The organism is Streptomyces sp. NBC_00328, from assembly GCF_036139655.1.
GTDB lineage: Bacteria > Actinomycetota > Actinomycetes > Streptomycetales > Streptomycetaceae > Streptomyces.
In genome coordinates, this window is record NZ_CP108013.1 from 679,086 (window position 1) to 705,485 (window position 26,400).

Sequence of the window (26,400 nt, forward strand, 5' to 3'; positions counted from 1 at the left end):
GGGCCGTCGAAGAGGGCCCGCCCTGCGGAGCGAGGCCGGACCCTCGGAGGCGGCCGGCCACGGAGCGATGTGCCGCCGCTCCATGGCCGGAACCCGGATCACTCCAGGAGGTTACTCGCACCCCCTACTGAAAGGTGACGGTGATCGGGGCACGCACGCTGCGGCGCGGGAGCGTGATGGTCAGCACCTTCGAGGTGTCGTCCCAGTGGTACGCCTGCGGGGACAGGTGCACACCGGTCGCCGAGACCTTGGTGGGCGCGTGCGCCGCCATGAGGGCGATCGTCCACCGGCGGGTCCGCACCTGGCCGGTGAAGGAGCCCCGCGCCGGACCGATCGACACCGTGTGACGCTCTCCCTTCTGCCGGTACCGGATCGTCGTCGTGGCGCTCCTGCCCTTGGGGGCGGTGACCCCGTCGTCCTCGTAGAGGCGCAACGATCCCGGCCGGCCCGCGGCGACGCTGAGCGTGACGTCGGTCAGCGGATTCCCGTCATCGCCGGTCACGTCGTGGGTGCGCGTGGGCAGGATGCCGCCCGCCTTGATGAAGACCGGCATCGAGTCCAGGCCTGTGGTGACGTCCTGGATGCCCCCGCCGGTGTACGTCTCACCCGTGAAGTAGTCGGTCCACCGTCCGGGCGGGAACCATACCGAAGTGGTGGCGGAGGTGCCCGGCGTGGTCACAGGGGCGACGAGGATGTCGGAACCGTAGAAGTACTCGCTGTCGGCGGCAGCGTACGCCTGGGGCTCGTCGGGATACTCCAGGTAGGTGGGGCGGACGATGGGCACGCCGGTTCGGTTCGCCTCCTCGGCGAGCGTGTAGGTGTAAGGCACCAGGTTCTCTCGGAGATTGAGGAACTTGTCGGCCGACTGCCGCGCCGCGGTCCCGTACTGCCAGGGCAGCCGGTCGCTGTGATTGCTGTGCAGCCGGTCGATGGGCTGGAACGCGCCGAACTGGACCCAGCGGGCGTACAGGTCGTCGGGCAGTCTGCGCGTGGTGCGGCTCTGCCCGCCCTCGGTGTACTTCTCCGAACCGGTGAGCCCTGTCGTGTCGTTGTGCCCGCCGATGTCGTGGGTGACGGCCGCCATGCCGGTCGCGGCGGACTCCCCGGGGGTGTAGCCGACCTCCAGCTTCAACGCGCCCCAGGTCGAGGAGGTGTCACCGGTGAAGTGGACGGTGCTGCGCTTGTCGGCCCACGGCCCGGTCGGCAGCCCCCGCTGGCCGCTGTAACCGGCCGCCTGCAACGAGCCGTAGGCCCGGGAGAGTACGAATCCGCGGCCGAGGTTCGCGGAACTGGCAGTGGCGTACTGCTGGTTGATCCACGCGTCGGGTGTGACGCCCCTCAGTGACGACCGTGACGCGTCGCAGCACCAGTCGAGCCACCAGAAGTCGTTCCCCTGCCGGTCCATCGTCCGGTGCAGGTCCATGTACGCCTTGAGCTGGTCCGGGTCGCCGAAGTCGAAGGTGTAGCAGTTGTTCTCGACGGCGGCTCCCGAGGCGCAACCGCCCTTGGTCAGCTTGCCCTTGGCCGTGGCCTGTGCCTGGGCGAACTGGGGATCGGAGGCGAGGATGCCGGGGTGCACGTTGAGCGTGTTGTGCAGCCCCTGCGAAGCCGACCAGTCGAAGAAGCCCTGGGGATCGGGGAACTTCGCGGGATCCATCTCCCAACCGCTCCAGGTGTTCACGGCTTTGAAGTCCGTGTCGGTCACCAGGACGTCCAGCGGAGTGCCTTCGGAGCGGAACGCCGGGAGGATGGTGTTCTCGTAGTCGGCCGCGGTGCGGTCGATGTACTCCGAGTACCAGACGCCGTAGGCCCATTGCGGCAGCAGTGCGGGCGGACCGGTCAGTGTGGCCAGGTCGGTGAGTCCCCGCTTGTAGTCGTGTCCGTAGCCGAAGACGTAGCCGTCCTGGTAGGGCGTGCCGCCGTGGTCGGGGCGGGGTGCCGTCTTGCGAGCCGTGGCGTCGTACACCGCGGACGTCGTGTCGTCGAGGAGGTACCAGCCGTCCTGGTTGAGCAGGCCGGGCGTGGTGGGCACGGAGCTCTCGTTGCCGGTCACACCGTCGAGGCCTCGGCGGTATCCGCCGAGCGCGAGGTGCGGCGGGGGCGCGGCCGTACCGGGGGCGGCCACCGAGACGGTGTCCGCGTTGATGTGACAGCTTGCCGCGTCGGGACAGCCGAGGGTGATGTCGTTGGTGCCCGCGGTGAGGGTGACGGGCAGCGCGGCGGTCTGCCAGTCGTCCCAGTCCTTCGTCGTGGGGAACGACAAGGTGCCGCCGGCTCCGGCGGCGGACACGGAGGCGGTGCGCCGCTGGTGGAGGCCGTCGCCGCCGACGCCGTTGGCGTACCGCACCCGGAGGGTGTAGACGCCGTCGGCGGGCACGCCGACCACGTGGGTCGTCAGACTCGATCCTTGGTGGAGGTCGCCGACGAAGCCACCGCCCGCGTACCCCTTGTGATCGGTGGCGCCGACCGCCGCACCGCCGATGCGTCCGGATTCCGCCTCGCAGCTCGCGCCGTACGCGCAGTCCATGATCGCGGTGCTGGATACGGGCGGGAAGGTGTCGCCGGGCCGGACGAGCGCGACGCTGTCGACATTGACATCGCCGGAGTCCGAGGCGGCCCGGGTCAGGGCGAGGGTGTGATGGCCCGCGCCGAGCCGGACGCTCGCCGAAGTGGTGTTCCAGGTGTCCCAGTTCGCCGTGACCGGCAAGGACATCGTCTGCTGTGCGCCGCCGTCCACGGTGAGCGTCAGGGTGCGGGTGCGGGTCTGGCCATCACCGCCGAGGGAGTTGGCGTAGCGCAGGTCGAACTGATACGTCCCGCTGTCCTTGACATCGATGTCAGCGGATGCCGAGCTGCCTGTGCCCTCGAATCCCGCGGCGAACCCGCTCCCGGTGTGGCCACCGTGGTCGGAGGCGACGGAGAGCCCGTCGAGACGAAGACTCTCGGCCTCGCACAGGGTCCCGAGCGCGCAGGTCAGACGTTGCCAGGGAGCGGAGGCCACGGGAGTGCCGCCCGCCGTCGACCGCAGGGAGAAGTTCTGGGCGTCGAAGGGACCCGAGCCGACCTTGTAGCGCAGGCTCATCGCACTCGTCTCGATGGTGAGCCAGCCGTTGGACGTCGTCGCGCTGTACGCGGCCGGCTCGAACCCTTCGCGGCCGATCGCGTTGAACGTCGGTTCGTCGGTGAACTTCTGGTCGCCCGCGTACTCGGTACGGATCAGGGTGGGCGAGAGGATCTCGAAGCGGGCGTTCCCCGAGGAGACGGCCGGGATGCGCCGAGCGTGCGCAGCGCCGGCTGACGGTAAGTCGGCACCTGTCAGCGTCATGGCGGCGGACACGACGAGGACGGCTGCGACGCTTGCCCGCCCTCGCACGCATCTCAGCCGTCGCCTCTTCGACGCCTTTGCTGTCTTCGACGCCTTCGACGCCTTTGAGACCTTTGATGTCCTTGCCGTGGACTTCATGCACACATCCGTTCTGCTCTCAGCAGGAGGACACATCCCCCTGTGCCGGTCGAGATCCGGAGTTGCCGACCGCTCGCGGGCAGTGGTCGAGTTGCCGCGTCCTCCGAAGGTGCGGCAGTGCAGCGGTGCGAGGTGACACGGGTCTTCGGCCCGTGCTCGAAGGGACCGGCCAGTGCTCGAACAGACCGGCCCGTACCCGAAGCGATCAACCCTGGGAATCAGAGCATGTCGACTCGCGCGGTGTCCATATGTCCGACCGCATCCGGACTCAGCCCCATGACATGGCCGAACCCGACCCCTTCCTCCCCCGTGAGCGCCTGTTCCATATCCCGGCTTTCGAGGCGCCCGGAGCTCTAGCCTGCAGTCGTGTCCGAGGATTCCGGGCGGCCCGAAATGCGGGTGTGCGGAGGCTGCGGTGACCGGTTGAGGCCGGACGCGCGGGTCGGCAGCGTCAGTGCCCACCGTTACGAGCAGATCGTCACGGAACTGCGAAAGATCGTGGAGGCCCAGACCCGGGGTCAGTTCGCGATCGGGGACTACGCCTTGGAGATCGAGCCCATGCGCGAGAGCAGGGCCCGCAGGACAAGGTCGAGGAGTTGTTTCACGGTCAAGGACTCGCTGTTCCGGAAGGTCAGCGCGATCCACACTCTCGCGAGGGACGAGGCAGTCGCCGCGGTCGTCACAGGTGACCTGCTGCGACGTCCCTCCGTGGTCGCCCAGGTCCGCCAGGAGGACCGGATCAGCGCGGCCCACGGTCGTCGCGCAAGTCCGCCGGGAAGACCGGGTCCGGGCGGTCGAGGAACTGACCGGCGACGAGGTTGTCGCCGCGACGGTGACCACGGGCCTGCTGCGCCGGCCAGACGTCGCGTTCAGGGCGATGTCGGACGACTGTCCGGACTACCGGCTGGCGGCTTGAGCTCAGCCGGTGGCGTTTTGTCCTGTCTGGATGGTGTGGACGCCGAGGACGGGGTTCAGTTCGGGGATGAGGGTCTTGGTGGAGATCGCCACGAGATGGGCCGGTGCTGAGCCACTCTGCAGGGCATTGACGTATTCGATGACCTCCGCGTGAGCAAGCGCCGGAACCTTCTGTCGCAGCACGTGCATAGCGAAGATCCGCCCGCGAGTGGCTGTCATCTGGCGTGTCTCGTCGTGCAGGTCGTCCACCGCTGTTCGTGTTGCCATCTTCCGGATGCGGGTCCGGTAGTCCGCTTCCCACGCCCCGGTGACCGAGGACACCACACCGATCGAATGCAGCCCGCCGTCAACGCGATCGACGAGAAACGGACCATTGCCTACCAGCAGCTGAGCGGGGTCTCCCGTCCGCACGTACTCCGCGGACTGGTAGGAGACAATCCACGCCAGTTCGTGCTCCTCAGCATGCGTCACAAGCAGTTGCCCCGGCGACTCACGCTCCAGCTGCGCCTCCACCAGCTGGACGGCGAATTCACGGTCGATCATTCAGGCAGCATCTCCCACGTGCGATGGAACCACCATCGGTTTCCATTCTCGCCATGGGCTGGAGGGTGGCTTGGAGCCCTTGGACTTCGCCGAGCCAGCCGTTCGTCCGGGCTTCTGCGATGCGTTCGGAGAGGTTGCGGATGATCTCGATCAGCCGGGGCCGCTGCCTGGGGGAAACTCGCACCATCGGGCAGCGCAGACACGAGTGCTCATGCCGACAAGGGGTTCCGTAGGGTCGTGGGCCGTCTCCCAGTTCCAACTTGTGGGTGTGGAAGTGCTCTTGGAACTCGCGCCATTCGTTTGTGGTGGGTTCGCGGCATTCCTCTGCGGGCCGTGGTGCTCGCCGCTGGATGATCGCCCAGGCCCAGAACGCCTCGTCCTCGTCGGGGGTGACGTCGAACTGCTCCGCCGTGGCCATGTCCTCGATCAGCGCCACCTCCGACCGAAAGCCCGCGCACCAGCCAGTGGGCCAAGAAGCCTCCGGCCCCCCGCCGAGATGGAACGACTTCAACGCGAATCGTCTCGCCCCGCGGGTGAAAGACCTGGTTATCGCCCGGATGAGGTGAGCATGCGGGGTTCTATTCGTTCCTCCACCGCCCTGGCTCCGTCGCTTTTGACTATGTAGGCGCCCTTACCGGGAGTTTCCGTCACCGCCTCCACCAATTCCGTTCCGCGGTACACCAGGCCGACTCCATCATCCGTGCAGTGAGCAGTAGGCATAGTGCCGTCCGCCACAAGTTGGTGAATCAACGGACGTCGGCCCTCATCCGAGTCGTAGTGCACGCCGTTGCCATACGGCAGGAAACCGAGTGCGTTCGTGACCGGGCGCAGTTCCGGCCCGAACGAGTCGGTCGCACCTCCCTGGAACCAGCAGATGGAGCCTGCGCTGACTCCACTGAGCACGACACCGGCCCGCCAGGCACGATGCATGATGTGGTCCAGGCCATGTGCTCTCCACACCGCCAGCAGATTGACCACCGAGCCCCCCATGACCCAGACCACATCGTGGTCGAGGATCGAGCCCTCGACATCCTCGACGTTGGGCATGGGGAACAGGTGCAGCGGCGTCAGATCGAACCCCGCTACTCGCGCGGCCTCGGTCATACGCGTCGTGAAGTGCTCGGCATCCCCGATAGCGGTACCGACATACATGATGCGCGGGCGCCGGCCATGCACGCCGGAGAGGTCAACCGCATGATGCACCAGGGCATCAAACATCACTCTGGTTCGTCCTCCGACTCGATGCCCGCCGGAGGTCGCGAGGATGGTCGGTTCCAATGCCGTCATGCCCATGATCATATCGATGGGATGCTGAAGAACCTGGGCCACCGCAGGTTGAAGGGCACCTACTCAGTGGTCGCCAGCGGGAAATCAGAACCGGCCGGTGAAGTCCTGTCATGAGTGGATCGGGAACAGGCACTGACGAAAACATGGGCGTTGGCATAAGAGCCCGCGTCAGGGTTTTCGGGTGTTCGCGGGATCGGGGTAGCGCCGGGCGCGTGCCCAGGCGAGTTGCTCGGCCGCGCTGTTCAGCAGGGTGTCGAGGACGACGGGGTAGGCACTGTGGGTCATCCGTCCGGCCAGGAGCCGTGCCGTGGCCGCGATGTGCGGGTGGGTGCCCGCGGGCAGCTCGGCGTACGTGGACTGCCACATCTCCTCGTCCGCCGCGCGGGCCTCGTCCGTCAGCGCCAGTGACCCGGCGTCCAGGGCGGCGAAGGCGAGGGTGAGGTCGATGAACGCGTGGTAGACGACGACCGCGTCCACGTCCGGGAAGCCCGCGCCGCGCAGGATGCCGAGGATCGTCTCGTCCACCGCGATCTCGCGCGGCCGGCCGGTGACCCGGCTGGCGGTCAGCACGGCGGCCTGGGGATGCGCGAGGTAGGAGGCGTGAATGGCCTGGCCGAGCGCCCGCAGGTCGGCCCGCCACTCTCCCGTGGGCGTCCAGACGTCCAGCGCCCGCCCCATCAGCTCCTCGCCGATGGCCCTGGTCAGGTCGTCGAGACCGGCGAAGTAGCGGTAGAGGGTGCTGGGGTCGGCGCCGAGGGCGGTGCCGAGCCTGCGTGCGGTCAGCCCGGTGCTGCCGTGCTCGCGCAGCATCCGCAACGCCGTCCGCACGATCAGCTTCTCGGACAGCACCGTGCCCTGCCGGGTCGGCCGGCGTCTGCGCCGTTCCGTCTCCGGCACCACCTGTTTCGCCATGCCGACCCTCCCTGCTCACCGCGCGGCGACAGCCCTTATGCCAACATGATTGACCTTAACCGAGGGCATCCCGTTGCATCTGTCCAGCCCGGAGACATTCGTCCCCGGCGACGAAAGGTGTGTGACATGCGAGTACTGCTCGTGGGCGCGGGCGGCGTGGGCACAGCCGTCACCCGGATCGCGGCCCGTCGCGGCTTCGTGACCCACATGGTGGTCGCGGACTACGATCTCGCACGCGCCGAGGCGGCCGTGGCGGCGGTCGAGGAGGGCGGGGACCGGTTCAGCGCGAGGCGCCTGGACGCCTCCGACGAGGACGCGGTACGCCGGGCGCTCACCGAGGAGAGGTGCGACGCGCTTCTCAACGCGACCGATCCGCGGTTCGTGATGCCGCTGTTCAACGCGGCCCGCGCCGCGGGCACCCACTACCTCGACATGGCGATGTCCCTGTCCGCGCCGCACGCCACCCACCCCTACGAGCAGTGCGGAGTCAAGCTCGGCGACGCGCAGTTCGAACAGGCCGATTCCTGGGAGCGTTCCGGACGACTGGCCCTCGTCGGCATGGGCGTGGAGCCTGGTCTGTCGGACGTCTTCGCCCGGTACGCGGCCGACGAACTCTTCGACGAGATCGAGGAGATCGGTGTCCGCGACGGCGCCGACCTGACGGTCGAGGGCTACGACTTCGCCCCGTCCTTCAGCATCTGGACGACCATCGAGGAGTGCCTCAATCCCCCGGTGGTCTACGAGAAGGACCGCGGCTGGTTCACCACCGCCCCCTTCAGCGAACCCGAGGTCTTCGACTTCCCCGAGGGCATCGGTCCGGTGGAGTGCGTCAACGTCGAGCACGAGGAGGTCCTGCTCATCCCCCGCTGGGTCGACGCCCGCCGGGTGACGTTCAAGTACGGCCTCGGCGACGACTTCATCGCCAAGCTGAAGACCCTCCACGAGCTGGGCCTCGACTCCACCAGGAAGGTCACCGTCCCTTCGGAGAACGGGCCTGTGGAGGTCTCCCCGCGCGATGTGGTCGCCGCCTGTCTGCCCGACCCTGCCACACTGGGCGACCGCATGACCGGCAAGACCTGTGCGGGCACCTGGGTCAAGGGAACGAAGGACGGCTCGGCTCGCGAGGTGTACCTCTATCACGTGGTCGACAATCAGTGGTCGATGCGTGAGTACGGGTCCCAGGCGGTGGTGTGGCAGACGGCGGTCAATCCTGTCATCGCCCTCGAACTCATCGCGGGCGGAGCCTGGTCGGCGAGCGGTGTCCTCGGCCCGGAGGCTCTGCCGCCCCGCCCCTTCCTCGACCTGCTCAACGAGTACGGCTCGCCGTGGGGCCTGCGCGAGGAGCTCTGAGGCACCGGGCGTGGCCCAGGGCATACGGCGAGGGCGCTGTCACCGCGGAAGGTGAGGTATGAAGTCTGCTGTGCATGATCAGACGCGACCCGCGACCGTTCGGGTGTTCATCGCCCTCGCCCCGCCCGACCCCGCGAAGGAAGAACTGGCCCGGGAACTGCGCCCCGCCTACGGCACACACCCTCACCTGCGGTGGAACCGGATAGAGGACTGGCACATCACCCTGGCTTTCCTGGGGGAACTGCCGGTCGGGACGGTTCCTCTCCTGCGTCCGCCGCTCGCCGGCCTCGCGGCGGGCCGCCGGTCACCCTCGCTGGCCCTGCGCGGCGGCGGCCACTTCGACGACCGTGTGCTGTGGAGCGGAATCGACGGAGACCTCGACGAACTGCACGCCCTCGCCATGGATGTGCGTACCACCGTCAAGGACTGCGGAGTCGTCTTCGAGGAACGGCCCTTCCGTCCGCATCTGACGCTGGCCCGCGCCCGCAGGGGAGACCGGTCCTCGGCGGGCGAGATCGCCCAGGGGCTCGCCGGGTTCACCGGTCGCCGGTGGCCCGCCGAACGGTTGCACCTGGTCGGCAGCAACGTCGGCCGCAGCAGCGGACCGATCCACTACCGCGACATCGAGGCGTGGCCCCTCGGTGACGGGCGCTCCGCCGGTTCCTGAGTCGCCGGCCGGGCCGCTTCACCCGGGCCGGATCACTCGTCGGAGTCCGGCTTGTTCCGCGCCGCCGCGTAGGCCTGTGCCGGAGTCATGGGGACTCCATTGAGGCTGACCGTCTTGTAAGGGCTGACGTCGGCACATTTCTTGGCCTCGGCGGTGGAGGCGTGGGCGTCGGCGACCGCGGTCCTGCTGTCGGCCGGGGCGGACGACGAGCCGCCGGGGTAGGTGCTGCCGCTGGGCCAGTCGCTGCCGACCACCAGGACCAGACCCGGGCCGGTGCCCTGCTTCAGATGCGAGGCGGACAGCCCCAGGGCCTTGGCGGCCGTCAGGGCCTCGCCCTTCTGTCCGGTGCCGTAGGTGAGCGTCGTGGTGGTGGCCGAGGCCGGTGCGTTGGCCGTGGTCGTCCTCGGGCTGAAGCCCTTCTCGGTGAGAGCGGCCGCGACCACGGAGGCGCGGCCGGTGATCCCGGTGCCGTTCTCCACCGTCACGCCGACCTCGGAGGCGGGTACGGCCGGGGTGGTGTCGGCGGGCTTCGCGGTCGCGGCGGCCGCCGCGGACTTCTTGCCCGATCCGGTGGTCAGCGACTTGTCGTCGGCGATCGTCGCGAACAGGCTCTTCGCGCCCGCGCCCACCACCACCCGGTTGCGGTCTGCCGGGTCGGGCGCCGTCTGCATCGTCGTGAAGGTCATCCGCTTGGTCGGAACCTTGTCCAGGTCGGACGCGAGCCCGATGAGCTTCTTCACGCTGCCCAGGCCTTCGTCCACGGTCAGGGCCTTGGTGGCGGCGTCCGCGAGGTGGTACACGGCGCTGGGGTCGGTGAGGGTGCCCGCGCTCTTGAACTTGCGGATCATCGCGCTGAGGAAGATGTGCTGGGAGACGGTGCGGCCCAGGTCGCTGCCGTCGCCGAAGCCGTGCCGGGAACGGACGAACTGCAGCGCCGCCTCGCCCTTGAGCGTGTGGCTGCCCCCGGACAGTTTCAGGTGCGAGTAGGTGTCGTACACGTCGCCGCTGACACACACGGAGACGCCGCCGACGGCGTCGGACATCTTGACCACGCCGGAGAAGTCGAGTTTGACGAAGTGGCTGATCGGGATGCCGGTGAGCTGGTGAACCGTCGCCACCTGGCAGGCCGGGCCGTACTGCAGCGCGCTGTTGATCTGGCCGTAGTAGCCGGCCGTCGACTTTCCGGTCTCGCTGTCCTTGCAGGCGGGGACACGGGTCATGGTGTCACGCGGAATGCTCATCACGGTGGCGTTGGAACGGTCGGCGGACACGTGCACCACCATCTGCACATCGGCGTTGCTGCCGGTCTGCACCCCGGTGCGGGCGCAGCCGCCGCCGAGTTTGCAGTCCGCCTTGCTGGTCCTGCCGTCCGAGCCCATCACCAGGATGTCGATCGGGGTGCGGCCGAACGCGTCCGCCTTCTCCGTGCCGCCCTTGCCGTCCAGGGGGAGGGTGTCGATGTTGCCGTTCAGGTGCTCGTAGAACCACCAGCCGACGCCCGCCGTGCCCAGCACCAGGAGTGCGACACATATCCCGGCGGTCCTCAGTACTCGCCTGCCGCGCCCGGCCCGGCGCGTCCGTCTGCCGCCGTGCGAACGGGAGGCCGTTCTGGATGCGAACCGGTCGCCCGGAAGGCCGGTTCCGTCGGGCTGCGACGTACCTTGTCCGGGAATCCGCGATGTTCGGTTGCGTGTCGCCTGGCCGCCCGAGCCGTCCCAGGGGTCGCTCATCTCCCACTCCCATGAACACTCGGGCCCGTCGGCTCCGGCCATCAGGAGTTACGGCCGAGCGTGAACTGCGGTCTACGGGCGGATGGAACGCGCGTCTGTCCGGGTTGCGTAATTGCGCAATCTAACAAATCGACGGCCAGGTCAGCCGCGATCCTCTCGCGATGCGCAGGTGAGGCATCTCATGGCACCTGTGGGGCAGTTGATGGAACCGTCTCCTCAAGGGAGACGTCTACCCGAGCCGTTCCGTTCCGCGGATGCCCCGGTTTTGGCCCCGGCTCCCCCACACCGTCGTACGCCACCGACGTTCCCGTGCGCTGCGTTCCCGGCTCCCGGGAGTCGTCAGAGTCCGTGCAGGCCGGCCGGCAACAGCGGCCATGCGGCCGCGAATCCGGGGTGCAGACGAAGCGAGTCGATCTCCGCGGGGGCGCACCACCGGTAGGCGGCGCCCTCGCCGTCGCCACGACGCGGGGAGAACGACTCGGTGACCTCCGCGACGACGGTGTGGTAGGCCCAGCCGCCGTGATCGTCGACGAAGGTGTGGATCCGACGGAGTGCGGGAACACCGCCGAGTTCCTCCGCGAACTCCCGGCGGGCCCCGTCCCAGGGGCCTTCACCCGCGTGCAGCGCACCACCCGGAGTGCTCCAGGTGCGGCCGTGATGGACCCGCCAGGAGCGACGCTGGAGCAGGAACCGGCCGTCCTGGCGCAGGAGCAGTCCCGCCGCGCCGTGGGGGCCCCAATGACGGCACCCACGCCGGTCCCTGACATATCCGCGACCACTGTCGGCCATGCTGCCTCCCTTGCTCCGCAGGATACGACGCGCCTTCATTGTCGGCGGACCTGCGGCCGCGCCGATGACGGTCGCGGGAAGGACAGCGAGCGTGCGCGTGGCCGGGCGGGCGTCTGACACCCATCCCGTGTTTGCCTCGCACGACGCAGGAAACCCGGCGGGGAAAGGGACGCCCGCGGACGACGTCCCGCCACCGGAGGACACCATGATCATCCTCGGAGTCATCCTGCTTGTCATCGGCCTCGTCGCCGGTATCGGAATCCTGTGGACCATCGGGATCATCCTGGTCGCTGTCGGTGTCGTGCTGTGGATCCTGGGAGCGGTCGGCCGCGAGGTCGGTGGGCGACGCCATTACTACTAGGCCGCGTGACCGCAGGTCGCGTGACCGGCGGTTCGGCACGCCATCGGGCCTGAGCAGCTGCGGTACGGAAGGGAGCGGGTGGAGGAGATCTCCTCCACCCGCCAACGAACAAGGCCGAACCGGACCGGAAGGGTGGCTCCGGTTTCGGCCACGTCCGGAGCGTTCGGCAAGGGAGTGTTTCGACGTGCGGTGACCCGACCGCGCAGCCGCGGGACGGGGTATCCCTGTCACGGGCAGCGCGTCGACCGGGTTCAGGATCCCGAGGTGTCGACCGAGATCATTCTCGCGACCGGCACTGTCTCCTGATGGGCTGGCATCGGCTTCATCCGGTGGGCTACGTTGTGCAGCCATGACTACCGGGACGGCATTGCGCCACACACGGTTCGGTGACCCGGTGCTCTTCTGAGCGCCGCGCGGGCCGGTGTCGGCCCGCTGTTGGACCGAGGATCTTGCGCTGCTGCGCGGGCCCCGCCTCCATCGTGTTGATCACAGGCTCGACACGTCAACCACGACAGGAGAGTTCATGCCCACCAAGACGCTGCAGATTCCCACCGCGGACGGACAGGCCGACGCGTTGGCCACCTTCCCCGACGGTGGCGGGCGGCACCCGGGGGTGCTGATGTACGCGGACGCCTTCGGGATTCGGCCCGTGTTGCGGGAGATGGCCCGCGAACTGGCCGGGCACGGGTACTACGTACTCGTCCCCAACTTCTTCTACAGGCACGGCCCCACACCGGTGATCGAACTTCCCGAGCACATCGGGGAAGAGGTCCGGCCCACGCTCTTCCCCAAGCTGATGCCCATGATCGAGGCGCACACCACAGAACGTGTCCTGAGCGACGCCGACGCCTTTCTCACGTTCCTCACCGCTCAGCCCGAGGTCAGCGCCGGACCGGTCGCGGTGACCGGCTACTGCATCGGCGGCCTCCTGGCGACGCGCACCGCCGCGGCCCACCCCGGCCAGGTAGCCGCCGTCGCCGCATTCCACGGTCCGGTGGGAGCCGACGGCCCCGACAGCCTCTCCAAGCTCACCGCCGAGGCCCACTTCGGCCACGCCGAGAGCGACTTGACGCCCGAGGCCCTCGACGAGCTCAACCAGTCCCTGGACACGGCGGGTGTCGGCTACACCTCCGAGATCTACCCCGGCACGATCCACGGCTTCACCATGTCCGACACCGATGCCTTCAACCCCGCCGCACTGCAGCTTCACTGGGACCGCCTGCTGTCCCTTCTCGGCCGCACCCTGACCAAGAGCTGAGGCTCCGGCCCGAGCCGCTGTCCATGCCGACGGCTTGCACGCGCGTCGCCCGCCGACGGACGGATGCGTCATCGCGCGACGGCCCACGACCCCGTCCTCCGCACGAGCCCGGTCCTGACATGATCCGGTGATATGGCCGCGATACCTTCCGAGGATCTTGCCGCCTCCTTCGCACGTCTGGGTGGTGAGGACGACAGACAGGTCTGGAGCGAGCCGTGGGACGACTCGTGCCATCAGGGGTGCGTCGGCAGCGACAGCTTCACCGCCCTCCCCTACCTGGCTGAGATCGCGGACGGCCGCGCCCCCGGTGAACCGGACGAAGCCGTCGAACTGGCGGGTCTCATCGCGTCGGCGGCCGACGACGAGCACAGCGCGCGCTACGCCGAGGAGCTCGCCGGCTCTTCGCCGCCCGGGTCCTCGGCATGTGCGGGCGAGCCGCCCGTCCCTGGGCGGACGCGCTGGCGGCCCTGAGCACGGACGCGGGCGAACCGCACCAGCCCACCCGGTCCCACGCGCTCTGGGCACTGTCGCGACTCGGTGACGCGCGGTGCGTCCCGCGCCTGGTGCGGCGCCTGGCCGAAGAGCGACACGGGTTCGCCTCCCATCCGGCGGTCACCGAAACAGTGCGGCTGCTGGCGGAGACCGGCGCGGACGCGGCTCCCGCGCGGCCCGCCCTCAGGGCCTTCCTCGACGCCGACGAACGGCCCGTGAGACACGGCACCTGGCGCTCCGTCCCGGAGGACGACGCGCTGTGCGAGGCCGCACGCGCGGCACTGCTCGCCGCCTCGGCACCGGGTGGTGCCACCTGACACCAGGGCAGCCGGGCCCCTTGTTGCCCGGCACCGGCACGGACCGGTCCCCGACCGGCCCCGGACAGCAAGAAACCCTGTCCCGCACACCGCGGGACAGGGTTTCGACAGAGCGCCGGGCAGGCCTTGCACCTGCATTTCCCCGCAGGAAGCGGGGCGTCTTTCCTTGGACCACCGACGCATCACCAACCGGAGTGACTTCCTCCGACCGGCTCTGACGAAATAGTAGCGCACGCATGTACGGGCGATGTCTTGCGCACCCGTGAGCATGGAGACCGGCCGCACCTCCTGCCGCCGGTCACTGGGGAGCTCTGGCGTCTCGCCGATCAGCGTTCGCGGATCACCGGAAGTACCTTGTCGGCGATGGCGAGGAGAGCGCTGTCGTCGGGGAGGGCTCCGGATGCGCTCCACACGGTGATGTCGCAGTAGCCGCCCCGGTCCTTACGGTCGAGGGCCACGGTCAGGTTCCTGGCCAGGGGACCCTGTTCGACCGGACCGCCGGTACTGCCGCCACTGATCCGAATCCGCATGGTGTGATCCGAGAACAGGACCGCGGGCCGACCCAGAACCGTGAGGGTCTTGATGTCCTGCTCGGTCCCGTACTTCATCAGCTTCACGTACTGGTCGGTCGTCAGATGGTTGTACGTGGCCGAGACATTCACGGTGTACGTGTCGAACTCGACCTCGGCCTCCGGCTGGGCCACCTTCGCGTCGGTCAGGGGAGCGGTGTTGTTGGTGCCGGAGACAGTGGTCGCGGTCTCCGTCGGGGTTCCGAGAAGCTTGGGCAGGTACGGCCGGTTGAGCGCCTCGCACAGCTCTTCACCGGTGACAGGCCGGGGCGCCTTCTTGTAGACCTTCGGCAGCTCCTCGTGTTCCGCGCCATGACACGAGACGGCCTGCGGGGTGCTGACGTCGGACGGCATCACGCGGGGACCCAGCCACAGCGCGGCCCCGAGCGCCCCGAACAAGGCTATGGCCGCGACGGCCTGGCCCCAAGCGTTGTGGTCCTTCCGCGGAGTGGCCGGGCCAGGGCGCGGCCCGACGGCGGTCTGGGCGGGGGCGTCGGCAGCGACCGCCACCCCGGCCGTGGAGGCCGCCGGACCGGGGCTCCGGCGGGCGCGCAGGGCCCGGACCACCTCGTGGACTCGTATGGCGGTGAACACGAGGAACACCGCACCGATACCGGCCGGGACCAGCTCCTGATCACGGACGGCGAGATACATGATGCGTACGCCGAAAACCGAGCCGACCACGATGAGCAGAGGCTCACGGACCCAGAACGGCAGGAGACGCAGGAGGAAACCGAGCATCCGACGATCCCACCATGCCAAGATCACCATCGCCGTGGTGGAAGCCACAGTTCCGGGCACGTGCGACGAATTGGTGCGGCGATATCGGCTTGATGGCATGGAAGGCCTGGATTGCCCCAACTGGCTTACCACACACCGGGGCCGGCGCACCTGTCGGACGAACGCCGCGCGAGGACTGACCGGCACGCGTCAAGCGGTAGGGTGCAGAGCCTTCCCGCGGTCTTCACGGAGGTACACACCCATGTTCCTGTACCGGGCGATGCTGACGTTCGGCACCCTCGCCCTGTTCGTCGGCATCGGCATGCTCTACGACCACGACTATCTGCTGGGCGCCCTGTTGCTTGCGGCCGGCGTGGTGCTGGGCGTGATCCCGATCGCCACGGGTGTCGCGCGCGCCCTGGCCGCATGGCGGTATCAGGGCGAGGACATGGGGGCCCTCGCCGACCCGGTGCTGCGCAAGCGGCTGCGGATCCTCGGCGGTGTACTGAGCGCGCTGGGCTTGGTGGTGTTCGTCTCCGGGGTGGTGATCGAATCGCTGATCTGGGCCACCAACCACCAGGACCCGCCGATCCCGATGCCGGTGCTGCTGCTCATCGGGCTGATCCCGGCCGGCCTGGTGTGCTTGGTGGGCTACGGGCTGGTGAACGCGGGCCGGCTGACCTTCGCCGGCGACGCCGAGGGCGTGGATTCCGGCTATCGGCTGGGCTGGATCCTGGTGGGGTTCTGTGTCATCGTCGGCGGCTCGGTGACCGACCCCCGGTTGTCCTGGCAGATCGCCGGAGGTATCGCGATCCCGACCGGCGTCCTGGCACTGGCGTCCTGCCTGGCGTTGCGTGCGCTGCGCGGGCCGATGGCCGAGATCCAGTCGAAGTTCTGGGCCGCCCACAGGGCCGCGGCACGGGAGCAGGCGATCCGCGCCGGGCGGATCGACGCCGCCGGGCAGAGCCTGCCACAGCCTCCGCAGCAGTGACGGGGGGCCGCGCGTCGCGCGGCTCCATTGGTCCACGGCGGCTGGTCATCGGCGTTCACTCTGTCCGCGTACATCGCGCAGGCGCCAAGTCGGACCGGCCGTCGACCACCAACCGAACGCCCAACTTCACGACCTTGTACTGGAGTTGCGCGTCCGACCTCCTCCGATCACGTCCACCGCCTCCGATTCGCGTCCCCCAGCAGCCCCTGGACGCCCTCCGCACCCGCATCACCTACGTCGACCAGGCCTTCACCCTGCTGGAAGCCACCGCCCGCGAGAACCTCCAGCTCGGCCGCACCACCCCCGCCACGGACGCCGAACTCACCCGCCTCCCCCAGGGACTCGACACCCATCTCGGCCGCGAGACCGACCTCTCCGGCGGCCACAGGCAACGCATGGCGCTCGCCCGTGCCCTGCTCTCCGACGCCGACATCGTGCTGCTCGACGAACCCACCAGCCACCTCGACGGCCTCAACGAACAACGCTTCCGGACCGTCATCGAAAAGCTGGCGACGACCCGCGCGGTCATCGTCGTCGCCCACCGGCTCACCACCGTGCAGCACGCCGAGCACGTGATCATGCTCGATCAGTGCACCGTCACCGACACCGGCGACCACCCCACACTCCTCGCGCGCTGCACCCCCTACCAGCGGCTCATCGCCAGCCAGGCCGTTTCCGGACCCTGAATCCGACGGAAAGGGCGGCCAGGACGGCACGACGGACGATGGCGGCCGATCAACGGTGTCCGGATCGAGCGGGACAGGATCCACCAGAACCGGATCGAGCAGGATCAGATCGAGCAGGATCGAAGAAGCCGCCGCCACCGAGCCGCGACTAGCGTGATCGGCATGACTTCCATCGCATCCATCACCCTCGAAGTGGACGACACGACTGCCGCCGAGCAGTTCTACACCACCGCCTTCGGACTCGGCTCCCGGCTGCGCCTGCGCACCTCAGAAGCGCCGACGGCCAGCTTCCGCGGATTCACGCTGGCACTCACCGTCTCCCAGCCGGCCGATGTCGTGAGCCTCGTCGACGGCGCCCTCGCGGCCGGCGCCACCCCGCTGAAGCCCGTGTCGAAGTCCCTGTGGGGCTACGGCGGCGTCGTCCAGGCCCCGGACGGAACCATCTGGAAGGTCGCGACCTCGGCGAAGAAGGACTCGGGCCCGGCCACGGGCACCATCGACGAACGAGTGCTCCTGCTGGGCGTCGCGGACATGAAAGCGAGCAAGCGGTTCTACGTCGAGCAGGGGCTGACCGTCGCGAAGAGCTTCGGCGGCAAGTACGCCGAGTTCACCGCGGACGGACCGGACCAGTTCAAGCTGGCGCTGTACAAGCGTGCCGGGCTGGCCAAGGACCTCGGCGTCGCCGAGGACGGCAGCGGCTCGCACAGGCTCGCCCTCACCGGCTCCGCCACGGCGTTCACCGACCCGGACGGCTTCACCTGGGAAGCCTCTTCCCTGACGTCCGCACAGTCCTGACCGCCTCCCGGGCACACAGCGCTACGACTGCCCTTGGTTAGCCGTCATTCGATCGAGGCGTTTGACAGCGAATCCAGTCGTTCAGGCTTCCTGGTCAGCGAACGTGGTCGCTCTTCGGCCCGATGCCTTTGGTCCTGGCCGGAGTTCCGTCCGGGGCGAACGAGTGGTGGAAGGTGAAGGCGTGCGGCGCGGAGCCGTGGTGGTGGAGGTGTTCCAGCCTGGAAACCCCGTCCTGCCAGGTGGGTGTCACGCCGTCGGAGACCCACCAGCACACGTAATTCGGGTGTCCTGTCCTCTCGAACCAGTCGTAACGCCTGTTCAGCGCCTCACGGTGCAGACCGGTGTAGATGGCGTCGAAGGCGGGGCGCAGGTCGGTCCAGAGTGAGAGGGTCGCGGCCAGGGCGGTGGTTTCCACCGTATGCCCCTTGCCGTACCAGGTCGGTACGGCGGAACTCTCCCCATGCGCCCCAGTCCGCCTCGAAGAGCATGCCCCTGTCACCAGCTGCCGCTTCAGCACGCGCGAGGTACCCGGGCTGCTGACTGATCTTCCGGTAGACGGCCTCACCGATGTCGTAGAACTCGCGCGTGAGAGGTGCGGGATCGGCGAGAGGTGACTTCAGGACGCCGAATGTGTACAGCGCAAGATGGGGCATGCGTCTCTCCCTGGTTGGGGGTGCCTGGTGTTGACCCGGTTCGGTGGCTTTCGCATGGGGCGAGGATTCGCGGGGCCTGACCAACTCGTCCCGTCGCGGGTGGCTCAGCCTGAAGGAACTCCTCTGCGGCCGTGGGCGATCGCCGAAGACCAGGTGAAGGTAGCTGCCTCTGCGGGCCATGTCGAAGTTGCGTTTTCCCTGTCCAAGTGGCCTCTTGCACCGGCTGATTGAGGGCTGGGGCGGTGACGTGGGGGGCAGGCTGCGGGGTCGCAGTGATCCGCTTCGGCCGATCGGTTCGCCCGCCGTGCCCGTCCGCACCTCCTGTCCGACAGCCCCGAGTGCCGCCGACGGCGTGCGGTTGAAGAAGACCGCCCACGGCCACAAGACCGAGCACCGGCTGCGGGTGCGTGCACAGGTGGTGCCGCACGCCGCGCGTGGACGCTCCAACGCATGCATCGCCCGGGAGGCGGGGCTGCATTTGGACACCGTGCGCCGCCGGCGTGGCCGGTTCGCCCGGGCGGGCCTGCCCGGGCTCACAGACCGTCAACGCTGCGGCCGTCCCGCCTCGTTCACACTGCCGCAGGCCGCCGAGGTCAAGGCACTGGCCTGCCTGCCTGCCGAAGGTGAAGCAGCGCTCTCATGCCGGGCGTGCCCGGAACTGGCCCGCGAGGCCGCCCGGTGGGGCATCGCCCCGACGCAAGCGCCAAGCACGTGTTCTGGATCGTCGACAACGGCTCCCCCATCGCGCTCAGAAGGCGGCCGACCGTCTCACCGCGGCGTTCCCGAACACGGTCATGCCACCGAGAACTTGACGCAAAGGCCCGGGCCACCGAACCTCGTCGAAGCCCCGAGATACGTCGCGCTCGACAGCGTCACCCCGCCCCGGCCGTCGGCGACCAGGGCTCAGGGCTCATCAACGGCCCGCGTCCTCGCGGTCGGCCGCCAGGCGGGCCTCGAAACCGTCGAGAAGGGAGCGCAGCCCGAACTCGAAGGAGTTGTCGGGTGCTCCGGCGTACTCGCTGGCCGCCGCGGTGTCGAGACGCCTGCGCAGGTGCGGGAACTGCATGGCGGTCTCGGTGGCGCGCGTCATGGCGTCGGCCATCAACTCCTCCGCCCCCTCACCCTTCTTGTTGAACCGGCGGTTCAACGACACCTGTGCGGCGGGTCCGAGGGTACTGCCGAGCACGAAGGCGAGTGCCGCGGCGGCCGCACGGTCCGCGTCCGCGGCCACGAAGCCGGCCTTCTCGTAGACGGCCAGGCTGAAGTCGTTGTGCCGGGCCTGGGCGGATCCGTACAGGAGGTGGCTGCCGAACGCCTGGACGAGCCAGGGATGCCTGGTGAGCATCGCGTACACCCCGGTGGCATGGGCGGCGGCGGCCGTACGCCACTCGGTGCGGTCCAGATCGGGCAGCTCGACCTCGACCCAGACCGCGTCGCTGGCGAGCCGGACCAGGTCGTCCTTGTTCTTGATGTGCCAGTAGACCGCCGTGGCGGCGGTGCCGAGCCGTTGCGCGAGGCTGCGCATGTTGAGGCCGTCCAGCCCCTCGTTGTCGAGCAGCTCGATGGCGGCACGAACGATCCGGTCTGCGGTCAGCGTGTCTCGCGGCATGGCCGACACCCTACTTGAACTTAGTTCATGGAGCGCCTTGCACTTTGTTCAAGTGGCTCCTACGCTACTTCTTGTACTTAGTTCAAGCAGGCGGAGGGGGAGAGATGTCCCAGGACAAGCTGTCGGAGTTCGTCTCGTCGCAGGCCACGGAGCTCGGCATTCCCGGTGTCGCCGTCGGGGTGCTCCTGGACGGCCGGGAGATGTGCGCCTCGCACGGTGTGACCAGCCTCGCCAACCCGTTGCCGGTGGACGAGAACACCCTCTTCCCCCTGGCCTCGGTCTCCAAGACGTTCACCGCGACCGCGCTCATGCGCCTGGTCGCCGAGGGTGTGGTCGACCTGGACGCGCCGGTGAGGCGTTACGTGCCCGAGCTGCGACTCGCCGACGAGCGGGCCGCGGCGCGGATCACCGTCCTGAACCTGCTGAACCACACCGCGGGCCTGGAGTGGAACCTGATCGACGACGGCAAGGGCGACCGCTCATTGGCCGGACTGGTGGAGAAGCTTCCCGGCCTCCCGCTGATCGCGGCGCCCGGCGCCCGTGCCTCGTACAGCCAGGCCGGCTACAACCTGGCCGGCCGGATCGTCGAGAAGGTCACCGGTCTGCCGTTCGAGCAGGCGATGGCCTCGCTCGTCCTGGAGCCGGTGGGCCTGACGGACACCGTGTACGGGCTGGCGGAGGCGATGGTCCGCAAGTTCGCCGTGGGCTACAACCGTGCCGAGGACGGCGAACTGCGCGTCGCCCGGCCCTGGAACGCGTTCAAGGAGGGTGCCCGCGGCGACAACCCCGGCGGCGGGCTCGCCTCCTCGGTGAGCGACCTGCTGCGCTGGGCACGGTTCCAGCTCGGTGACGGCGACGGCCTGCTGCCGGCGGCCCAACTGCACCGCATGCGTGAGCGGACGGTCGCACTCCGCGCGAGCACCCTCGGCGTCGGCTTCGGCATCTGCTGGTTCCTCCACGACTTCGACGGCCTCCACGGGATCGGCCACGGCGGGTCGGGCAACGGCCAGTTCGCCGAACTGCTGATCGTGCCCGAACGTGACTTCGCGGTGGTCTCCCTGGCCAACCTCGGCCCGGACGGCCACCCCTTCAACCAGTCCGTCGTACGGTGGGCGCTCGAACACTGCCTCGGCGTCACCGAGAAGCCGGCGCAGCCGCTCCCGTACGACGAGACAAGGGCCCGGCAAGTCGTCGGCCGCTATGAGATCGACGCCATGGACCTCGGCATCGCCGTCGACGGCACCCGTCTCACCCTGGGCGTCGGGATCAAGTCGGCGATCCGCGAGGCATCCGATGAGGAGATGCCGCCTGACCACCCGGCCGCGGCCATCGGATTCCTTCCCGGCGACGGCGACGAGTACGTCATCACCGAAGGAGGCCTCGAGGGGCAGCGCGGCTACTTCTCCCGCGACGCCGACGGAACGGTCACAGGCGTCGACATCGCCGGCCGGCTCTTCCACCGGGTCACGCGGGCTTCCTGATCCACCCGAGTGTCGTCCCGTGTGGCGATCAGATGCACGTAACCGGTGGGGCGTCCGGGGTGACGAACCCGAAGACGTACCCGCGGATCCCGTCCTCGGCACGGGCGACCAAGCAGGTGGCACCAAACTCCTGCACCAGTGCCAGCAGATGCAGCGAGCGAAGTTCCCGTTCGCCCCAGTAGCGGGAGTGGTCCGTCAGCACCTGGTGAAAGTAGGCCACTTCAGCCGGTGTCATGCCGATTCCCATGGGTGACGATCCTGACAGTGCGCAGCACCGGGTGCCAAAAGCGGTCGACGCCGGTCGCCCCCGTAGTCGATCATCGGCCCATGCCACTGAGAGACACCCTTGCGCGCGTCGACGCGGACCTGGCCGCCGGCCGGGTCCCCGTCGCGCGTCAGCGCCTGCGCGGGCTGGTCTCGTCGTTTCCGAACGACCTGACACTTCGGCGCCGCCTCGCCGAGACCTACCGCCTGTACGGAGAGCCCGCGGAGGCCGGTCGCTGGATGTATCTCGAATCGGACCGGGACATCATCGAGACCGCGGCCTTCGAGGCCAGATACGGCACCGCCGCCCGGCGGATGCGCGCACTCGCGTGGCGCGGTTCCGAGTCTCTTGCCCCAACGGCCTTCGCCAGAGAGCAGTTGGAAGCGGTACGCGCGGCCTGCTCCGACGCCGTGGGGCAGCCCGTCGACTGGGACACCGTGCCGGACGGCATGGAGACAGACAGCAAGAGCGGTCCGCTGACCGCCTTCCTGACGGGAGCCGGATGCCTGGTGGCGGTCGTCGCCTTCCTCGCGATCTGGGTGAACGGCGTCATAGCCCTCTTCGACTGAACTCACCGCCGGGGACCCGTGCGACGCACAGGTCCTCGGCGGTTCGTCATCTGCTCGGACCGAGGCACGGAAGGACCACTGGTGCGGGGCCCGGTCGGTGGCGGGCCGGACACCGCGCCGCCGATCCGTCGCCGCGCCGGGCTCAGGAGTTCACGCCGGGCTCAGACGTTCACAGAAAGCGCCACAGGTGGTCGGCCGTTCCGTTGTCGTCGTACTGGACCACCTGCGCGCTGTTGCCGGTGGACATACGGTCCACCCCGAGGACTTTCCCGCTGTTCTTGTTCCGGATGCGGTACCAGCCGTCGCCGTTGTCGACCAGCGCCCACAGGTGATCGTCCGTTCCGTTGTCCTCGAACTGCACGACGATCGCGCTGTTGTCCATCGACATGTGGTCGACGCCGAGCACCTTGCCGCTGTTCCCGTTGCGGATGAGATGCCAGCCGTCGCCCCTCTCGATGAGCTGCCAGGCGTGGTCGCCCGTCCCCGTGTTGTCGAACTGCACCACGCGCGCGCCGTTCTCGGTCGACATCCCGTCGACGGCCAGGACCTTGCCGCTGTTCTTGTTGGCTAGCCGGCGGAAGGGCGGCTCCGGTGTCCAGGGCCGGCCGTCGGGAGCCGCCGTGGGGAACGACGTGACGCGAAGTCGGGCGGCACCCATGGGGATGAGGGTGACCGTCTCGACCGGCGCGTCGCTGCGGGCGGGAGAGTCCTGCAACGGTGCGACGACGTGTTCGTCGTCCGCGACCCACTCCTGGATCCTCCGGGCCTGCGCCGCGATGGACACGGGCGTGGTGCCGGGTGTGAAGGGCTGGTCCGGGACGGCGGTGCCGGTCTGCGCCGGGGTCAGGGATGTCTCCGGCAGAAGGCCGTAGTTCCATCCGGTGGTGGCGTGGACCTCATAGGCGGGGAACCTGTCGTCCCCCGCGTAGCGGTCGTAGCGTTCGCCGATCTTCAACGAATAGGTGAGAGGGCCCCGTTCGACGCTGACCGCGCCGTGCAGGCCGGGCCACGAGCGCAGTTGAGCCTTCTGCGGCAACCGCAGGCGGACGACGTCGCCTTCGCGCCAGGTGCGGTCGATCCGCGCCCAGGACGGGCCGTCCGAGGAGGTGACCGCCGTACCGTTGACCTGTAGCTGGGGACCTTTGCACCAGCCGGGCACGCGCAGTTGCAGCGGGAAGCGCACAGGACGGGGCGTGGAGACGGTGAGGGTGATCGTGTCCTGGAAGGGATATCCCGTTTCCTCGGTGACGGTGACCGTCGTTCCGCCGGCGACCGTGGCCCGCACACGGCTCGGGGCGTAGAGCGCGGCGGCCAGGCCGCCGTCGGCGCTCGCGAGCCAGAGTTCCTCGGTGAAGTAGGGCCAGCCCATACCGTAGTTGTGGGGGCAGCACCGGTACTGGTCGACGCCGGCCTGGAACGCCTGCATGGCGAAGCCGTTCTGGAACTGTCCCTGTGTCTTGGGGCGGTTGTCGAGGTCGACGCTGTTGGCGCTGGTGATGTAGTGAACGGACGTGCCGTCGGGATCGAGGGATGCCGGAAGCATGTTGAAGGCCAGGTCCTCACAGCGGTCCGCCCATACCGGGTCTCCGGTGATCCGCGTCAACAGCTCGTGGCTGGCCATGAATTCGACGATGCCGCAGGTCTCGAAGCCCTGCCGGGGGTCCGCGAAACCGGGGCGGTAGTTCTCGTCACCGGCGAGCCCGCCGCCGGGGAAACGCCCGTAGGCGCCCATCACGGCATCGTAGGCCTGGTACGTGGCCCGGGTGAGGTCGGCGGAGCCGGTCAGCCGCCCGTACTGAGCGGGCTCCCGGAAGCCCTGGGCGATGTTCACGTTGTGCCGGCTCGGGGTGGCCCCGGTCCAGTCGACGCCGTAGCCGTGCATCTTGGCGGCGAGATCGAGCAGGAACGCCTCGCCGGTGCGGCGGTGGAGCCATACGGCGATGTCGAGGCCGTCGCCCCAACGGTAGGACACCCAGCTCGCGTTGAAGGCGCCCGGACCCTGAGCGTTCATGTAGCGGAGGAAGCGGACGAGGAACGGCACGATCCGCTGGTCGTGGGTGAATTCCTCGTGCGTCCGCAGTGCTTGCAGGAGCGGCAGGAAGGGCCAGAAGTCCGGTCCGCCGTTGAGTGCCGTGCGTAAGCCGCGGGGCCCGAAGAAGCCGTCGCTCTGCTGGGTCGCGAGGATCGCGTCGACCCACTCACGCGACCGGGTCAGCGCGTGCGGGTCGCCCGTGGCGATCGCCAGCGGTATGTAGCCACGGAGCCAGTACGGCACCTCCTCCCAGGCGTCGCGCTCGGGGTGCACCCAGCCGGTGGTGGAGAAGTCGAGGAAGTGCGAGAAATTCTCGTACGTGCCGCACAGACCGGCGAGTTGCATCCGGAGCTGCCCGGCGAGCCAGCCACGGGCGACCACGCTTCCGGGCGGCAGCTTCTGGAACGCGTCGGCCGGTGCCGTCTCCGCTCGCGGCTGGGGCACCGCGGCCGCGGCCCCCGCGAACGTGCCTCCGAGGGCCGTGGCGCCCAGCGCGCCGGAGCCCATGGCGAGGATTCTCCGTCTGCTCACTGACATGCAGGTGACCTGCCTTCCCGAAGGGGCCTACTCGCAGTGCGACAACGTTGTCTCGTTCGGTCCGGTAACACAGGATCCGCCCGTCGGATCGTCCGGATCCGGTTCCACGCTGTCTCCGGAACCGGAAGGCGCCGCGGACTTCTACAACGTTGGAAATAGCGCCGCGGACATGACAGCACGGCGGAGTCCGGCTGTCCAGAGAACGCGTCACCGACCATCCACGCGCGCCGACCGCATCCCTGCGGATCCCTGCGGGCGGGCGTCGGGTTCCGGCGGCACGGGCGGGCGTCAGGTTCCGGCGGCGGATCGCGTGAGGTCTGCGCTCATGGCGGCGTAGTGGGCCGCGAGCCGGGACTGGGAGACCTCGGAGTCGTACACGGCCACTTTGCCGATCGCCCCCTTGAAGTACGACGTGGCGTCGGCGGCGCCGATCCTGAGCGGGGCGTCGGTATTGCTGGGGGCGATGTCGTAATCGTCGAGGGCGTCCTGGTCGCGGAGCACCCCGTTCTTGTAGATCTTGACGTATCCGGTGGGATAGGTGTCGCTCTTGTCCCGGATGTTGATGACCAGCGCGTAGTGGATCCATTCGCCGGGCCTGACCCGGTCCTCGAAATACGATCCGGCACCGAGTCCGCCGCCCCGGTTGAAGACGTATCCGCTGATGCGGTTGGCGCGGACTTCGGTGTTGTCCCGCGAGTACATGCGGGCCAGCCACTCGGTCCCGACCCCCTTGGCGGAGACCTTGCCGAGCCAGTTGACGTAGCCGGAACCCGCGGTCCTGGGGAAGGTGAGCGTGTCGGGCCGCATCCACGCCTCCACGGTCAGTTCACCGGTCGTGGTGACGGAGAGCCGGTCGTCGTCCGGGACCTCCACGTACTGCGAGGTTCCGTCGAACAGGCGGGCCTGGTCCCCGTTGGGCATGGAGGTGACGCCGGGCGCGTGATGACAGGTGGCCTCGAGTCCGGCCGTGGACCGCTTCACGGTGTTCCCGGCGCCGAGTGGCAGATAGAGGGCCGGGGAGTCGGAACGCACCGCCGCGTCGTACGACGCGGGCGGACCGGCGGACGGGGTCCGGCCGCCACAGGCCGCCTGTGTCATGGCAGCGCCGGCGACGAGGACGGCCAGAAGGCCTGCTGCGCGTCGCCTTCGCGTCATGAGCGGAACGTCCGGCGCTCGACGCGATGGTGCCGCAACGGACCGTCCGGCATGGAGAGTTGGCAGCGAATTGCTGCCGCGATGCCACAAGTCATAGAAATTTCCTGCTTGTTCCGCAGTCACAGCCGGCCCGGGCAGCGAGCGCGGCATTTCGCGATGGTGAAGACCACTCGCCTGATCCGGCGCCCCGGTCGCCTTCCCCGCGCGACGCCTCACTCACGGAGCAACGGCTCCGCGGCCTCGTTCATTCTTCC

General features: G+C 68.9%; 23 protein-coding genes and 4 pseudogenes. 14 read left to right on the forward strand and 13 right to left on the reverse strand.

What is annotated here, in order from left to right; translation table 11 throughout:
* Positions 1 to 124: 124 nt before the first annotated feature.
* The gene (locus OG485_RS02820) at positions 125 to 3,325 is read right to left on the reverse strand and encodes a TIM-barrel domain-containing protein (RefSeq protein ID WP_328664109.1); all 3,201 of its coding nucleotides are present in this window, start codon (positions 3,323 to 3,325) and stop codon (positions 125 to 127) included.
* A gap of 696 nt (positions 3,326 to 4,021) precedes the next feature.
* Between OG485_RS02820 and OG485_RS02825 the strand changes: the two are divergent.
* Together OG485_RS02825 and OG485_RS02830 are read left to right on the forward strand one after the other, a co-directional pair.
* Positions 4,022 to 4,129: pseudogene (locus OG485_RS02825) on the forward strand (hypothetical protein); the annotation flags it as partial.
* 19 nt (positions 4,130 to 4,148) lie between these two features.
* Positions 4,149 to 4,379 (forward strand): DUF6192 family protein, encoded by a 231-nt coding sequence (locus OG485_RS02830; protein ID WP_328664111.1) that lies wholly within the window; start codon positions 4,149 to 4,151, stop codon positions 4,377 to 4,379.
* Between the two features lie 2 nt (positions 4,380 to 4,381).
* On the opposite strand, the gene OG485_RS02835 is transcribed toward OG485_RS02830, so the two are convergent.
* The 4 genes from OG485_RS02835 to OG485_RS02850 form a co-directional block, all read right to left on the reverse strand.
* On the reverse strand, positions 4,382 to 4,921 hold the full coding sequence (locus tag OG485_RS02835; RefSeq protein WP_328664113.1) for a YrhB domain-containing protein: 540 nt from the start codon (positions 4,919 to 4,921) through the stop codon (positions 4,382 to 4,384).
* Positions 4,908 to 5,357 carry a hypothetical protein gene (locus tag OG485_RS02840; RefSeq protein ID WP_328664115.1) on the reverse strand — a complete coding sequence of 150 codons (450 nt, stop codon included), beginning with the start codon at positions 5,355 to 5,357 and terminating at the stop codon, positions 4,908 to 4,910. The genes OG485_RS02835 and OG485_RS02840 overlap by 14 nt, the downstream gene beginning before the upstream one ends.
* Positions 5,358 to 5,467: 110 nt before the next feature.
* Complete coding sequence (locus OG485_RS02845) at positions 5,468 to 6,208, reverse strand: peptidase E (RefSeq protein ID WP_328664117.1); 741 nt, start codon at positions 6,206 to 6,208, stop codon at positions 5,468 to 5,470.
* A gap of 168 nt (positions 6,209 to 6,376) precedes the next feature.
* A complete protein-coding gene (locus OG485_RS02850; RefSeq protein WP_328664120.1) occupies positions 6,377 to 7,120 on the reverse strand; it encodes a TetR/AcrR family transcriptional regulator in 744 nt (247 codons plus the stop codon).
* Between the two features lie 126 nt (positions 7,121 to 7,246).
* Here OG485_RS02850 and OG485_RS02855 point away from each other — a divergent pair, with 126 nt between their 5' ends.
* Positions 7,247 to 8,470, forward strand: coding sequence for a saccharopine dehydrogenase family protein (locus OG485_RS02855; protein WP_328664122.1), 1,224 nt, complete (start codon positions 7,247 to 7,249; stop codon positions 8,468 to 8,470).
* Positions 8,471 to 8,528: 58 nt separating this feature from the next.
* A complete protein-coding gene (gene thpR / locus OG485_RS02860) occupies positions 8,529 to 9,137 on the forward strand; it encodes an RNA 2',3'-cyclic phosphodiesterase (protein WP_328664124.1) in 609 nt (202 codons plus the stop codon).
* A 32-nt stretch (positions 9,138 to 9,169) separates the two neighbouring features.
* Here the strand turns inward: thpR and OG485_RS02865 are convergent, their stop codons facing one another.
* Both OG485_RS02865 and OG485_RS02870 read right to left on the reverse strand, forming a co-directional pair.
* Positions 9,170 to 10,867: an LCP family protein gene (locus tag OG485_RS02865; protein ID WP_328664126.1), complete on the reverse strand. Its 1,698-nt coding sequence runs from the start codon at positions 10,865 to 10,867 to the stop codon at positions 9,170 to 9,172.
* A gap of 339 nt (positions 10,868 to 11,206) precedes the next feature.
* Positions 11,207 to 11,656: an NUDIX hydrolase gene (locus tag OG485_RS02870; protein WP_328664127.1), complete on the reverse strand. Its 450-nt coding sequence runs from the start codon at positions 11,654 to 11,656 to the stop codon at positions 11,207 to 11,209.
* A 205-nt stretch (positions 11,657 to 11,861) separates the two neighbouring features.
* On the opposite strand from OG485_RS02870, the gene OG485_RS02875 reads away from it, so the two are divergent.
* From OG485_RS02875 to OG485_RS02890, 4 genes are all read left to right on the forward strand, one after another.
* On the forward strand, positions 11,862 to 12,017 hold the full coding sequence (locus tag OG485_RS02875) for a DUF6131 family protein (RefSeq protein WP_328664129.1): 156 nt from the start codon (positions 11,862 to 11,864) through the stop codon (positions 12,015 to 12,017).
* Between the two features lie 523 nt (positions 12,018 to 12,540).
* Positions 12,541 to 13,275 carry a dienelactone hydrolase family protein gene (locus OG485_RS02880; RefSeq protein WP_328664131.1) on the forward strand — a complete coding sequence of 245 codons (735 nt, stop codon included), beginning with the start codon at positions 12,541 to 12,543 and terminating at the stop codon, positions 13,273 to 13,275.
* Between the two features lie 132 nt (positions 13,276 to 13,407).
* Positions 13,408 to 13,746, forward strand: coding sequence for a hypothetical protein (locus OG485_RS02885; protein WP_328664133.1), 339 nt, complete (start codon positions 13,408 to 13,410; stop codon positions 13,744 to 13,746).
* Positions 13,698 to 14,084, forward strand: coding sequence for a hypothetical protein (locus OG485_RS02890; RefSeq protein WP_328664135.1), 387 nt, complete (start codon positions 13,698 to 13,700; stop codon positions 14,082 to 14,084). The genes OG485_RS02885 and OG485_RS02890 overlap by 49 nt, the downstream gene beginning before the upstream one ends.
* 326 nt (positions 14,085 to 14,410) lie before the next feature.
* On the opposite strand, the gene OG485_RS02895 is transcribed toward OG485_RS02890, so the two are convergent.
* Complete coding sequence (locus OG485_RS02895; RefSeq protein ID WP_328664137.1) at positions 14,411 to 15,394, reverse strand: DUF6215 domain-containing protein; 984 nt, start codon at positions 15,392 to 15,394, stop codon at positions 14,411 to 14,413.
* A gap of 241 nt (positions 15,395 to 15,635) precedes the next feature.
* On the opposite strand from OG485_RS02895, the gene OG485_RS02900 reads away from it, so the two are divergent.
* The 3 genes from OG485_RS02900 (at position 15,636) to OG485_RS02910 (ending at position 17,845) form a co-directional block, all read left to right on the forward strand.
* Entirely contained in the window at positions 15,636 to 16,364 is a 729-nt protein-coding gene (locus OG485_RS02900) for a hypothetical protein (RefSeq protein ID WP_328664139.1), read from the forward strand.
* Positions 16,365 to 16,498: 134 nt separating this feature from the next.
* The gene (locus OG485_RS02905) at positions 16,499 to 17,050 is read left to right on the forward strand and encodes an ABC transporter ATP-binding protein (protein WP_328664141.1); all 552 of its coding nucleotides are present in this window, start codon (positions 16,499 to 16,501) and stop codon (positions 17,048 to 17,050) included.
* Positions 17,051 to 17,212: 162 nt separating this feature from the next.
* Positions 17,213 to 17,845, forward strand: a complete 633-nt coding sequence (locus OG485_RS02910) for a glyoxalase (RefSeq protein WP_328664143.1) — start codon at positions 17,213 to 17,215, stop codon at positions 17,843 to 17,845.
* Between the two features lie 94 nt (positions 17,846 to 17,939).
* Here the strand turns inward: OG485_RS02910 and OG485_RS02915 are convergent.
* Positions 17,940 to 18,498: pseudogene (locus OG485_RS02915) on the reverse strand (DUF3291 domain-containing protein).
* A 178-nt stretch (positions 18,499 to 18,676) separates the two neighbouring features.
* Between OG485_RS02915 and OG485_RS02920 the strand changes: the two are divergent.
* Positions 18,677 to 19,021, forward strand: a pseudogene (locus OG485_RS02920) (hypothetical protein); the annotation flags it as partial.
* Positions 19,022 to 19,411: 390 nt separating this feature from the next.
* Here OG485_RS02920 and OG485_RS02925 read toward each other — a convergent pair.
* Positions 19,412 to 20,107, reverse strand: coding sequence for a TetR/AcrR family transcriptional regulator (locus tag OG485_RS02925; RefSeq protein ID WP_328664145.1), 696 nt, complete (start codon positions 20,105 to 20,107; stop codon positions 19,412 to 19,414).
* 104 nt (positions 20,108 to 20,211) lie between these two features.
* Between OG485_RS02925 and OG485_RS02930 the strand changes: the two genes are divergently transcribed.
* Positions 20,212 to 21,588: a serine hydrolase domain-containing protein gene (locus tag OG485_RS02930; protein ID WP_328664147.1), complete on the forward strand. Its 1,377-nt coding sequence runs from the start codon at positions 20,212 to 20,214 to the stop codon at positions 21,586 to 21,588.
* A gap of 5 nt (positions 21,589 to 21,593) precedes the next feature.
* Here the strand turns inward: OG485_RS02930 and OG485_RS02935 are convergent.
* A pseudogene (locus OG485_RS02935) lies at positions 21,594 to 21,835 on the reverse strand (GNAT family N-acetyltransferase); the annotation flags it as partial.
* Positions 21,836 to 21,915: 80 nt separating this feature from the next.
* Between OG485_RS02935 and OG485_RS02940 the strand changes: the two are divergent.
* Entirely contained in the window at positions 21,916 to 22,422 is a 507-nt protein-coding gene (locus tag OG485_RS02940; protein WP_328664149.1) for a DUF6584 family protein, read from the forward strand.
* Between the two features lie 169 nt (positions 22,423 to 22,591).
* Here OG485_RS02940 and OG485_RS02945 read toward each other — a convergent pair whose 3' ends face one another.
* Positions 22,592 to 24,991, reverse strand: coding sequence for a beta-L-arabinofuranosidase domain-containing protein (locus OG485_RS02945; protein ID WP_328664151.1), 2,400 nt, complete (start codon positions 24,989 to 24,991; stop codon positions 22,592 to 22,594).
* Between the two features lie 288 nt (positions 24,992 to 25,279).
* Complete coding sequence (locus tag OG485_RS02950; RefSeq protein WP_328664153.1) at positions 25,280 to 26,146, reverse strand: LamG domain-containing protein; 867 nt, start codon at positions 26,144 to 26,146, stop codon at positions 25,280 to 25,282.
* Positions 26,147 to 26,400 lie beyond the last annotated feature (254 nt).